Genomic DNA, 12,481 nt, shown 5'->3' with positions numbered 1-12,481 from the left:
AAGAATAGTTTAATTTTCAGATAAAAATTTTGAATTCTGTCACTATCGGATTCTTTAGTATCTTGTTTCTAAATGTGATTTATAATTCGTAGAATGATTGCTCATCAAGGGTTTTCAGCAGATGAACCACCGCCTCTGCTACAATTTTAACTGATTGCGGATCAACCTGATTAAGGCTGTCACCAGCACTGAGATAACACGACGAAAACTCAAGCGCATCACTTTTTATTTGTTCATTAAATAGAATAATCGAGGTTTAAGCTCGCAACATTTTAGAGTTTGAGCTAATACGATCAATGCGATTTAAAAACATTCAGGAAACACGAAGTATCCCCTGTCTGTTTATATGCTCTATTCAAAAGACAAATCGTGTCGCACAACTCTAGTCTGTTTGGCTTTTTTTTGGCATGATGATTTCAGGTCATCACTGAATAATGATAAATGGAACAAATGCGTTGGTTAGAACTACTTTCAACAGTTCGTATTGGTAGCAAAAAGCAAAGTACAGAACAGGCACGTAGCCCATTCCATAAAGATTATGACCGGATTATTTTCTCGCAAAGTTTTCGACAACTGAACCGAAAAACCCAAGTTCATCCGCTGACACAGCATGACGGTATTCATACCCGTTTAACCCATTCTTTAGAAGTGTCCTGTATTGGTCGCTCACTCGGCATGCTGGCGGCTGAAAAAATTAAAGACCAACTGCCAGTGTGGATTTCCCCTGCCGATGTCGGTGCGATTATTCAGGCAGCTTGCCTCGCACATGATATTGGTAATCCGCCTTTTGGACATGCCGGTGAATATGCCATTCGCGAATGGTTTGATGATGCTTCACATGGCAACTTTTTAGCAAAGCTCTCGCCTGAGGAACAAGCCGATGTACGCCAGTTTGAAGGTAATGCCCAAGGTTTACGCTTACTGACCAAAATTGACTATCATCCCAATGATGGGGGTATGCGTCTAACTTATGCAACCTTAGGGGCTTACTTAAAGTATCCGTGGCTGTCCAAAACCATTGCTTCTCAAGGTGATCGCCCTGCCAGTCAACGGGCAAAGTTTGGGTGTTATCAATCCGAAAAAGAGATTTTGAAGCAGATTGCCGAACAGCTCGGTTTAATTCAGCTGGGTGAATATCACTATTGCCGTCATCCACTGACTTATTTATTAGAAGCGGCAGATGATATTTGCTATGCGCTGATTGACCTTGAAGATGGCATTATTTTAAACATGCTGTCTTATGAAGAAGTGGAACCGATTTTCCTCGACTTAATTGCAGATTATGGAACACCGCAAGAACTGTCTATACCCACCACCACGTGGCAGCAAAAAATTGCCGCTTTACGTGGCCGTGTGATGAAGCGTCTGGTGGATGAAGTCACCACAGCATTTGCCAAACATCACTATGAAATTTTGTCTGGGCAACTCAAAGGCAGCTTGTTGCAATATTGTTCTGAAGATATTGAACGTGGCATTGATCGAGCGAAGAACTTGGCGCGTGACAAAATTTTTGAACATCCGCAAAAAGCCGGTCTGGAAATTATCGCGCATCAAAGTCTGCAAAATATTTTGGATGCCTTTATTCCTCTCACCACACCAGATAAAACTTTAAGTTTTAAGGAACAGCGTCTAATGTCTATGCTGCAACGTGCCGGGGTCAATTTTCAAAGCAATCATTATGAAAATATTATGCAAGTCTTGGACATTATTTCTAAATTTTCAGACCATCAGGCCTACAACCTGTCGCAAGAATTGCAAGGTAATAAAGCCGGTTTGATCTAAAGACTTTGCATAAATTTGGATCAAAAGCTTTGTTCAATTTAAAAAACATGCGTGCGCATTTTGCCTTTCGTGCAAATGCTCACTACTATGCAACCAACGATAGATAAGTGAAAAATTAAAATGATTGGATGTCTCATTGGTGAAGTATTTGCTTTAGAAGCACCAACCGTCTTACTCAATGTAAATGGCGTGGGCTATGAAGTGGATACACCGCTTTCTACATTTTGCCAATTACAAAAAGGGCAAAAAGTGACTTTGTGGACGCATTTAACCGTTCGTGAAGATGCACAGTTACTTTACGGTTTTTTAGATGCACAAGAGAAAACCATTTTCCGTACCCTCCTTAAAGTAAACGGCGTTGGTCCTAAAATGGCGCTTGGCATTTTATCCACTTTAAGTATCGAACTGCTTATTCATACCGTTGAGAATGAAGACCTAAACACACTGGTTAAAGTTCCGGGGGTGGGTAAAAAAACTGCTGAACGTTTGATGATTGAACTTCGTGACCGCTTTAAAGCCATGTCTTCTGGTAATGTCCCAACCAATTCAACTGCGCCACAAATTCAGTTTATGGGCAATTCGGCAGTTGCTGAAGCAGAAGCAGCGTTGCAATCACTGGGCTATAAACCGGCTGAAACTCAAAAACTGATTAATGCTGTGAAAGGTGATTACACCGAAGCCGGTGATATTATCCGTGCTGCGCTTAAATCGATGAATAAATAACTCATTATATAAAGCTATAGATGCAATGAAAGGCAATATCCACGCTGCCGCAGAAATATGGCATATGAATATGTCATTATTTCTACCAAGGGTTTTGTTACTTTTGCCCGGTCAAAAGTAAATATTGCTTACGCAAAGGCAAAACGAGTCATAGAGATTTTTTGAGGTTGTGAATTTATCCACCTCAAAGCAACCATATAGGGATAGATTCAATAAAGATGCAAGACCGTTTAATCAGTGGTTCTGAAAAACCTGAAGATCATTTTGATCGTGCCATTCGCCCCACTTCTCTGGAAGACTATGTTGGTCAGCCAGTGGTACGTGAGCAAATGGAAATCTTTATTGGTGCAGCACGTGGCCGTGGTGAGGCACTTGACCATACCTTGATTTTTGGCCCACCAGGTTTGGGCAAAACCACGCTTGCCAATATTATTGCGCGGGAAATGGGTGGTAACTTAAAATCGACTTCTGGCCCTGTACTCGAACGTGCCGGCGATTTGGCCGCCATGCTGACCAATCTGGAAGAAGGTGACGTTTTATTTATTGATGAAATCCATCGTCTTTCTCCAGTGATTGAAGAAATTTTGTATCCTGCAATGGAAGATTACCAACTCGATATCATGATTGGTGAAGGACCAGGTGCACGTTCAATTAAACTGGATTTACCACCATTTACTTTGGTTGCAGCAACAACACGTGCTGGCTTGCTCACCTCTCCGCTACGTGACCGCTTTGGTATTGTGCAGCGTTTAGAGTTTTATTCGGTTGAAGATTTAACCCATATCGTGAAACGTTCAGCATCTTTAATGGACGTTCCCATGACTGGCGATGGTGCCATAGAAATTGCCCGTCGTGCACGTGGTACACCGCGTATTGCCAATCGTTTATTGCGTCGTGTGCGTGATTATGCTCAAGTCAAAGGCAACGGTGAAGTCAATCAGGATATGGCGCAACGTGCACTGGATATGTTGAAAGTCGATAAGGATGGTTTGGACACGTTAGACCGCCGTTACTTAAGCATGTTGCTTGAGCGATTTGATGGTGGTCCTGCCGGTGTAGAAGCTTTGGCTGCTGCAATGGCGGAAGACTCAGGTACATTGGAAGATGTAATTGAACCATATTTGATTCAGCAAGGTTATGCGATGCGTACTGCGCGTGGTCGTATTGCCACCAATATGGCGTATTTGCAGTTTGGCATGACACCGCCTGAACCGAAAGATAAATGATTTAAAAAAGCAGCTTAGGCTGCTTTTTTATTTTGAAATATTATGTTTTTCATTAAAAATTCCGCTTTTTTTATAATGGTTTCAAGCTCTAAACATCGGTCATTATTTTTCTTTAACAACGCATTCCCTTCTAACCATGTTAACTCTAATATAATTTTTATAAGTATAATTTCTAATTCTATTTCTTGTTCACAAGAATCATCGAATTCAAATTTAATAATTTTTGACTGTAAATCTAATTTTTTTTGATTTTCGTTTATTGTATTTCTTCTAATTTGAATTTCCTTATTCGCTATTTTTTCATTTAAAGCATCAAAATTTAACTTGAATATTTCAATATTTAAATTTTCAGCATTGACAATGAAATTTGAAAAATTTTCCTTTAACCTTTCTAACCTTCTATATTTGAGTTCGAATTCTTGTTTTATTATTTCAATTTTTCTGTTCTGTCCATAAATACTTCTATTAGACTCCAATGTAACAAGTTCGGAACTTTCAATCTGTTTTACAAGAGCATCAAAAGATTGCTTCGTTAACTCAAAGCTTTTACGTCCGTACCAATAGGCTAACCATGTTGCCATTGCTCCTAAAATCAGAGCAATCATTACTGAAAGTGCAAAAGAGGAAATGGCTGTTTTATCTGTAGATGCATTTAGCTCCATATGTGTTTTAGCAGGTTGTTGTAAAACAATCGTTTGTACATTTGGCTGTTGCGGTACTGTCCACGGAAGCTGAATCATTAACGCTTGTTTGTTTTCTTGTTCTGCCATCTTTTCCCAACTTATTTTTTCAATATCTTCTGGAGGATATCTTAAAGGTTTTTTCTTTTTATTTTAATTAATTACATACTTATAAATTAGAGATAACATGTACTTCTTCCACCAGCATCAACTCACACGCACCACCACCTGTATCTTCACGGCTTAAAGAACTACGCCATGTCCATCCATCTTGTGCTTTTACTTCCACCAACTGCCCTTTCAAATAAATCAAATTGTCTTGATCAATTTCAGACAGTTGTTTGGCGATTGCTTTAGTTGCGGGAATCAAATGCGTATTGGCACTTTGCGTTTCAATTTCACGTACTGGAATGGGCGGTGCATTTTCATAACGCCAGTAATACCAGCGGTTGCTCTGACTAATCGACAACTGCTTATAAACAGCAGGATTGGTCATGCTGCCCCATCCCAAGGCAAAATCAACTGGACTGAGTTCGGCCTCTCGACCGAAACTATAGTCTTCTCTTGATAAAACCCTAAACTCTCCCGTATAAGGCTGCAAATTCGTCATGCTGTAACCATTGAACTGCTGCACTCCCTCTATGGTTTGATAATCAGCAGCATCGGAAATGCCTTTATCCGGTTTCAGCCAATAATTCCACAGTGCAAACCCCAAGGCGAAAATAATTATATATTTCAAAAAGCGACTCATTTAAAACTCTAAGGCTGATCAATGCAGTAATGAACAAATAATAAATTGAAGCGAATTAAATCTGTGGGCCACAGACCCGAAAATTAACAGTTACAATCACAATTTATAGAAGCTGATTCCAAATTAAAATACAGAATTTTACAAAGTGAAATTGTAAATAAAAACCTTATATTCCAAACACTAAACCACAATATACCTTAAAGATATAAAAACCATACTTTAAAGGTTTTGCTTAGCCTGCGCTCACATGCAATATTCAAAAATCTTTCTATCATTTCACGCTCTTAAGGAGTTTCAGAAGATATGAACAAGTATAAGCAGATCTCGCTTTGCCTTCCGCTCCTGTTCTGTAGCCAATTAAGCCTTGCAGATTGGGTTGATGAATCCGTGAAAAATGTAGAAACTCATACGATTAAACTGCGCCAATATATTCATCAGAACCCTGAACTGGGTAATATGGAATTTAAAACTTCGGCCTTGGTTCAAAAAGAGCTTAAATCTTATGGCATCGAAGTAAAAACAGGTTATGCCAAAACAGGTGTTATTGGTATTTTAAAAGGTGGCAAACCGGGTCCAGTCATGGCATTACGTGCCGATATGGATGCATTGCCTGTTGAAGAAAAAACAGGACTCTCTTTTGCAAGTAAAGCAAAAGGCGTCTATCAAGGTCAAGAAACACCGGTTATGCATGCCTGTGGACATGATGCCCATACCGCGATGTTACTCGGTGCAGCAAAAACTTTAGCTGCCAACAAAGATAAAATTGCAGGGACAGTGGTTTTCGTTTTTCAACCTGCTGAAGAAGGTGGTGCGGATATTGATAACTTTAAAGAGGGTCAGTTAGTTGGCGCACGTAAAATGATTTCCGATGGTGCCTTGAATAATCCTAAACCGGAAGTGATTTTTGGAATGCACGTGATGGCAGGTATGCCAAGCGGCAACATTTTATATAAAGATGGTGCGATTTTAAACAGCGCTGATTTATTAAATATTGAAGTTCAAGGTCAACAAGCACATGGTTCTATGCCGTGGCTAGGACGTGATCCGATTTATGCCTCATCTCAAATCGTAAATAATTTACAAAGTTTAATCAGTCGTCGTGCCGACTTGACTCAAGGTATGGGTGTAGTGAGTATTGGTAGTATTCACGGCGGTACAGCAGGCAACGTCATTCCTGATAAGGTGAATATGGTCGGTACTATTCGCTCGAACAGTGAAAAAATTCGCCAAAGCATTTTAAAAGACTTACCCATAATGATTGAACACAATGCACTTGCCAATGATGTTACTGCAAAAGTAGATATTTCATCTTATGCACCTGTGACTTCAAATGGCAAAGTGATTACCCAATTGATGCAACCCACCCTCGCCAAAGTAAATGGCGAAGCCAAATTACAGTTACTCGACAACAATGCCAGTGCAAGTGAAGACTTTGCATACTATGGTCAAATTATGCCGTCCCTATTCGTATTTGTTGGTGCTACACCGCCAAATCAAGATATGGCAACCGCTGCACCAAACCATAACCCAATGTTTATTGTTGATGATGCAACCTTAAAAACTGGGGTTGAAAGTCATGTGCGCTTCATCCTGGATTATCCAAAAGTTGCCGAGCAGGTACAGGCAGACTGGAAAAAGATGCAAGCTGCAAAAAAATAAAGTACATTTCCTTAAAAAGTGAGCATTCTTTGCTCACTTTTTTTATATCTAAAGATTTTGCTAATTTAATACAGAATAGATTTCATTTGAAACCTTGTGCCATTGGACTAAAAACTTATGATGATAAACTGCAATGCTTTACACAGCTTGACTCTTAGCGAAAGAAATGTCATTTTCCAATGGTTTTTATTACGCTAAAAGTACTGCCAACTCCATAAAACCGAATTGAAAAATGGGACACAATCATGGCGAATAAATTCGAATTCAATATTCGTGTATATATTGAAGACACTGATGCAGGTGGCATTGTCTATCACGCGAATCATATTCGTTTTATGGAACGTACTCGTACCGAATGGCTGCGTGCATCGGGTGTGGACCATTATTGGCACCAAAAAGATTACAACTTTGTGGTGCATAAAATTAACGTGAAATATTCACGCCCAATCCTGATGGATGATTTAATTACCGTGACTGCAAGTGTAGTTTCGTGTAAAGCGACATCATTTGTATTGCAACAAAATATTTATCGTGGTGAAATCATGCTTGCATCTGGCGAGGTCGAGTTGGCATGTATAAGTGCCGAAATGAAACCTCGTAGACTTCCAGACGAAATTCGTGAACTAATTCTTAAAGAGTTAGAACAAGACTAAAAAATTTATTGGCACATGTAACTATGGCAACAGAACTAGAATCATCTTTACACATATCAGATCTTATTTTACAAGCAAGTCCCATCGTTCAACTGGTAATGCTCGTGCTCCTGCTCGCATCTTTATACAGTTGGTATCTGATTGCCAAGTTACATATGAGTTATAAAAAAGCCCAGGCAGATGATGAACATTTTCAAAAAATCTTCTGGTCTGGCGCTGAACTCAATACGCTATACAACAATGCCCAGCTCAATTCCAAACGTACCGGTCTGGAAGATATTTTCTATCACGGTATAGGCGAGTTTTTTAAACTCCAAAAACTTCAAGCGCCAAATACGCAAACGATTGAAGGTACTGAACGTATTTTACGTGTCGGTCTAAGTCGTGACCAAGGTTTGCTTGAACAAGGTTTAGGTGCACTTGCCAGCATTGGTTCTGTTGCCCCTTATGTGGGTCTATTCGGTACAGTTTGGGGCATCATGAATGCCTTTATTGGTCTGGCAGATGTAGATCAAGTCACTTTAGCAACCGTAGCTCCAGGTATTGCCGAAGCCCTGATTGCCACCGCGATTGGTCTTTTTGCAGCAATTCCTGCGGTATTGGCATTTAACCATTACACGGCAAAAGGTGAAACGGTCTATTCAGATCGTGCATTATTTGCTGAAGAAATGGTTGCGCTATTGCAACGTCAAACTGTGAGTTCTGCACAGGAAAATGACTAATGGCAATTCAGCGTTCTGGACGCTTTGAACGGGTTAAAAAACCACTAAAAAGTGATATGAATGTCGTCCCTTATATTGACGTCATGCTGGTGCTTTTGGTGATTTTTATGGTCACAGCACCCATGATTACCAGTGGGATTAAAGTCGATTTACCTCAAGCCAATGGCAATCCCATCGAATCTAAAGATGCACCGACAATCGTGACACTGGATAAAGACGGTCTGTATTATCTGGAGTATAAAGGTCAAAAAACTGGACCTGTTGATCTAACTCAATTGACCAGTGTTTTAATTGAGGCACAAACTCAAGCCAAAAATGATAACAAGGAAATGAATGTTGTCATTAATGGTGCTACCACACGTCCTTATGGAGATGTCATGGCTTTAATGTCAGGTCTTCAAGATGCGGGTTTAACACAAGTTAGTCTACTAACTAAGCCTCTAGAATAAAGTATGAAAGATTTGATAAAGCCACAATCCAAAGAAAAAACAATTGCACTTGGATTTACCCTCGGGATCCATGCTGTGGCAATCACTGGCTTACTTTTTTTAGGCATGAGTAAACCTGTCGAGCAGCCTAAACAAATTAAAATGGTTTTGGTCAAGCCTGAAGATTTACTCCCACCCGAGCCTGTGCCTTTAGAACAGACAGACTCGGCTGAAACAGCGCATGAAAAAGTTGCAGAACACGTTCAACAAATAGCAAAACCGAGTGCTGAACCTGCTCCGGTAATTCCAGTTGCGCAGCCTACTCCTTCTACTCCAGCACCAGCACCAGCACCAGCACCAGCACCAGCACCAGCACCAGCAAAGCCTGATGCCAATAAAGCTGCTCAGCAAGCAAAAGCTGCGGCAGAAGCTCTGAAAAAAGCTGAACAACAAGCTTCCGAACAGGAAAAAGCAAATGAAGCCAGTAAACTAAAGGCCCAAGCTGATGCTCAAGCTAAGGCAAAAGTAGATAAGGCTGAAAAAGCTAAAGCTGATGCTGCTGAAAAAGCCAAAGCAGATACGGCGGCTAAAGCTAAAGCTGATGCTTTGAATAAAGCTAAGGCAGAAGTGGCCGAAAAAGCCAAAGCGGATGCAGTAAACAAAGCCAAAGCGGATGCTGCGAATAAAGCCAATGCAGCCAATAAAGCCAAAGCTGATGCTGCGAATAAAGCTAAAGCCGATGAAGCGAATAAAGCCAAAGCGGATGCAGCAAATAAAGCCAAAGCTGATGCTGCGAATAAAGCCAAGGCTGATGCTGCGAATAAAGCCAAGGCTGATGCAGCTGAAAAAGCCAAAGCTGATGCTGCGAATAAAGCCAAGGCTGATGCTGCGAATAAAGCCAAGGCTGATGCAGCTGAAAAAGCCAAAGCTGATGCAGCGAATAAAGCCAAAGCGGATGCAGCAAATAAAGCCAAAGCGGATGCAGCGAATAAAGCCAAAGCAGATGCTGCCAATAAAGCCAAATCTGATGCGGCTGAAAAAGCCAAAGCAGACGCAGCCAATAAAGCTAAAGCGGACGCAGCCAATAAAGCTAAAGCGGACGCTGAAGCCCGTGAGCGTGCAGCTGAAGAAGCCAAAGCATCATCAGCTAAACAAGCTGCTGAAGAAGCCGCGACTAAAAAAGCGGAAGCAAAGAAAATCGCCTCAACTGCAAAACGTGACTTTGAAAATAAAGTTAAACGGGCTTGGGATATTCCGAGCGGCTCATCCGGTCAAAAAGCCACTGCTCGTGTGACTTTAAGTGATAGTGGTGCAGTTCAATCGGTTATCGTCAATTCAAGTGATCCGGACATGAAAGCAAGTGTAGAAGCTGCAGTTCGTGCAGCAGCGCCTTATCCTATGCCTTCCGATCCAGATGCACGACATGAAGCAAGAACCTTTACCTCAAGCTTTACTGCGAAATAAAACAAACGGCCACATCAAATTTAATTGAGGTTTTTTTTGACGGGGGTATTGGGCTATTGTTAAAAAATAGCTTATATTTTATTCACTTTTCACAGTCTTATAACAGTTAAGTTATCATGAGGTGGTTTCAATAAAGCAAAATCATGCCATGATGTGACACAACCGAATTCACAATAATTTACATTTTTTAGAGTAAGTAGCGGATGATGAAAATGACGCGTAAACATCTACTTTGCCTAACCATTTTGACAGCTTTAAGTCCTGTTTTAGCGACCCAGTCTTATGCACAACTGCATTTAGAAATTGCTAAGGCACCAGAAGAAGCACCGAAAATTGCGATTATTCCGTTCAATAATGATCAAAATCTTTATCCGATTGTCGAAAATGACTTAAATCGCTCTGGCAAATTTTCAAGTGCTTCAAAAAACCTGCCTGCAACAGCGAGTATGAATACCCCGAATGCAGAGGCATGGAAATCTGCAGGTGTTCCGTATGTGGTGACAGGCACAGTAAAAACATTAGAAAATGGTGCGTATGAAGTTCATTATCAGCTCTATGATGTAGAAAAACAGCAATACTTATTAAATGAATTACTGACGGTTCCTGCTTCACGTATTCGCCAAGCGGGACACACCATCAGTGATGCAATTTATCAGGCATTAACGGGTATTGCAGGTGACTTTAGCGGACGCATTGCCTATGTACTGCGCAACCCCGCTACACCTGAACAGCGTTATACCCTGCAAATTGCCGACACGGATGGCGAACAGCCAAAAACAATTCTCACCTCCCGTGATCCCATTTTGTCCCCTGCCTGGACACCGGACGCGAAAAAAATTGCCTATGTTTCATTTGAAACCAAACGTCCTGCCATTTATGTACAAGACTTGGGGACAGGTCAACGTGAAAAACTGGCAAGCTTCCGTGGTTTAAATGGTGCACCCAGCTTCTCGCCAGATGGTAAAAGCATGCTGTTTACTGCATCTCTGCATGGCAACCCTGAAATCTATCAAATGAATCTGGAAACACGTCAGTTACAGCGTATGACCAATGATAGTGCCATTGATACAGAAGCACGGTATGCCCCAGACGGTAAATCATTTATTTTCACCTCGGACCGCGGCGGTTCACCACAAATTTATACTTATGATTTTGCCAATACTTCAACTAAGCGCCTAACTTTCCGTGGGGCATTTAATGCACGCGGTAGTTTAAGTGCAGATGGTAAAAAAATTGCTTTAGTCCATCGTCCAAGTGGCAGCAATTACAAAGTGGCTATTCAGGATATCAATACCGGCATTACCAATATTCTGACCCCAACCAGTCTGGATGAATCACCAAGTTTTTCGCCAAATGGACAAATGGTGGTTTATGCAACACGTGAAGGGAATCGTGGATTATTGTCCATCATGTCGCTTGATGGGCGTTTCCGCATGAATTTACCCAGTGAACAAGGTGAGGTTCGTGAACCTGCTTGGGCACCGAAATAAGAATTTAATTTAAATCAATGATGATTATGGAGATAAAGATGAAAGCAATTAAACTATTGGTCCTTCCTGTTCTTGCAACAGCGTTAGTAATGACCGGTTGTGCCAGCCGTAAACCTGCAGCTGAAATTCAAGCAGGACAAAACCCATCTCAAGCAGGTACAGTAAATACTGAAGGCTTAAGTGAAGATGCTGCCCTAAATGCGCAAAACCTGGCAGGTGCTTCTTCTAAAGGTGTGACTGCAGCAAATAAAGCATTCTTGGCAAAACGTGTAGTTCACTTTGACTATGACAGCAGCGATCTTTCTAACGAAGACTATCAAACCCTTCAAGCACATGCACAATTCCTTATGGCCAATGCAAATTCGAAAGTGGCTTTAACCGGCCATACCGATGAACGTGGTACACGTGAATACAACATCGCTTTGGGTGAGCGTCGTGCGAAAGCGGTAGAAAGCTTCCTGATTACCAATGGTGTTGCTGCTACGCAATTAGAAGCCGTAAGCTATGGTAAAGAAATGCCCATTAATGCTGGCCATGATGAAAATGCATGGAAAGAAAACCGCCGCGTAGAACTGAACTACGAAGCTGTTCCGCCCTTATTAAAATAATGGCTTAAATAAAGAAAAGCGCTTAATCTTTTGATTGAGCGCTTTTTTATATTTTAAGCTTGTTCAGAGTTTTCAACTTCATCAGTGGAGCTTTGCATGGATTCGATTAAATCATGCTTATTGAATTTTTTATATTCTGGTTTTGCTTCATAAGCCTTCCAGGCTTCTTTCACTTTTTCCGCAGAAATATCATCTAAATTCATAGCTTCATTTGGCGTTGGAGTCGCATCAAACTTTTGCGTTGTCATAACTGGGCTCCTATCACGATTTTTAATACCCTTCGTTCCTCAACATA

The 12,481-nt window shown here is 41.0% G+C and carries 13 protein-coding genes; 10 read left to right on the top strand and 3 right to left on the bottom strand.

The genetic code is table 11. The features are described 5' to 3' along the window. Positions 1-441 precede the first annotated feature (441 nt). The 3 genes from AY606_RS01670 (at position 442) to ruvB (ending at position 3,731) form a co-directional block, all read left to right on the top strand. Positions 442-1,782: a deoxyguanosinetriphosphate triphosphohydrolase gene (locus tag AY606_RS01670; protein WP_067863733.1), complete on the top strand. Its 1,341-nt coding sequence runs from the start codon at positions 442-444 to the stop codon at positions 1,780-1,782. A gap of 120 nt (positions 1,783-1,902) precedes the next feature. After that, complete coding sequence (gene ruvA, locus AY606_RS01665; protein WP_067863730.1) at positions 1,903-2,505, top strand: Holliday junction branch migration protein RuvA; 603 nt, start codon at positions 1,903-1,905, stop codon at positions 2,503-2,505. Positions 2,506-2,723: 218 nt separating this feature from the next. Further along, positions 2,724-3,731, top strand: coding sequence for a Holliday junction branch migration DNA helicase RuvB (ruvB, locus tag AY606_RS01660; RefSeq protein WP_067863727.1), 1,008 nt, complete (start codon positions 2,724-2,726; stop codon positions 3,729-3,731). 14 nt (positions 3,732-3,745) lie between these two features. Here ruvB and AY606_RS16355 read toward each other — a convergent pair whose 3' ends face one another. Together AY606_RS16355 and AY606_RS01650 are read right to left on the bottom strand one after the other, a co-directional pair. Then, the gene (locus AY606_RS16355) at positions 3,746-4,501 is read right to left on the bottom strand and encodes a hypothetical protein (protein ID WP_067863724.1); all 756 of its coding nucleotides are present in this window, start codon (positions 4,499-4,501) and stop codon (positions 3,746-3,748) included. A gap of 79 nt (positions 4,502-4,580) precedes the next feature. After that, complete coding sequence (locus AY606_RS01650) at positions 4,581-5,162, bottom strand: hypothetical protein (RefSeq protein ID WP_067863721.1); 582 nt, start codon at positions 5,160-5,162, stop codon at positions 4,581-4,583. 303 nt (positions 5,163-5,465) lie between these two features. Between AY606_RS01650 and AY606_RS01645 the strand changes: the two genes are divergently transcribed. The 7 genes from AY606_RS01645 (at position 5,466) to pal (ending at position 12,186) form a co-directional block, all read left to right on the top strand. Continuing rightward, entirely contained in the window at positions 5,466-6,821 is a 1,356-nt protein-coding gene (locus AY606_RS01645; protein WP_067863718.1) for an amidohydrolase, read from the top strand. 245 nt (positions 6,822-7,066) lie between these two features. Further along, entirely contained in the window at positions 7,067-7,474 is a 408-nt protein-coding gene (gene ybgC, locus AY606_RS01640; RefSeq protein ID WP_067863715.1) for a tol-pal system-associated acyl-CoA thioesterase, read from the top strand. A gap of 23 nt (positions 7,475-7,497) precedes the next feature. Next, on the top strand, positions 7,498-8,196 hold the full coding sequence (gene tolQ / locus AY606_RS01635; protein WP_067863712.1) for a protein TolQ: 699 nt from the start codon (positions 7,498-7,500) through the stop codon (positions 8,194-8,196). Then, positions 8,196-8,645, top strand: a complete 450-nt coding sequence (gene tolR / locus AY606_RS01630) for a protein TolR (protein WP_067863710.1) — start codon at positions 8,196-8,198, stop codon at positions 8,643-8,645. The genes tolQ and tolR overlap by 1 nt, the downstream gene beginning before the upstream one ends. Before the next feature lie 3 nt (positions 8,646-8,648). Further along, complete coding sequence (tolA, locus tag AY606_RS01625; RefSeq protein WP_067863707.1) at positions 8,649-10,088, top strand: cell envelope integrity protein TolA; 1,440 nt, start codon at positions 8,649-8,651, stop codon at positions 10,086-10,088. A 206-nt stretch (positions 10,089-10,294) separates the two neighbouring features. Continuing rightward, positions 10,295-11,578 carry a Tol-Pal system beta propeller repeat protein TolB gene (gene tolB, locus AY606_RS01620; protein ID WP_171255335.1) on the top strand — a complete coding sequence of 428 codons (1,284 nt, stop codon included), beginning with the start codon at positions 10,295-10,297 and terminating at the stop codon, positions 11,576-11,578. Positions 11,579-11,616: 38 nt separating this feature from the next. Further along, a complete protein-coding gene (gene pal, locus AY606_RS01615) occupies positions 11,617-12,186 on the top strand; it encodes a peptidoglycan-associated lipoprotein Pal (protein ID WP_067863700.1) in 570 nt (189 codons plus the stop codon). A gap of 53 nt (positions 12,187-12,239) precedes the next feature. On the opposite strand, the gene AY606_RS01610 is transcribed toward pal, so the two are convergent. After that, on the bottom strand, positions 12,240-12,434 hold the full coding sequence (locus tag AY606_RS01610; RefSeq protein ID WP_067863697.1) for an NF038105 family protein: 195 nt from the start codon (positions 12,432-12,434) through the stop codon (positions 12,240-12,242). Positions 12,435-12,481 lie beyond the last annotated feature (47 nt).

The organism is Acinetobacter sp. SFB (genome assembly GCF_001647545.1).
Lineage (GTDB): Bacteria > Pseudomonadota > Gammaproteobacteria > Pseudomonadales > Moraxellaceae > Acinetobacter.
Note: the sequence above shows the minus strand (reverse complement) of the source record. Positions and strands in the feature narration are given on the sequence as shown.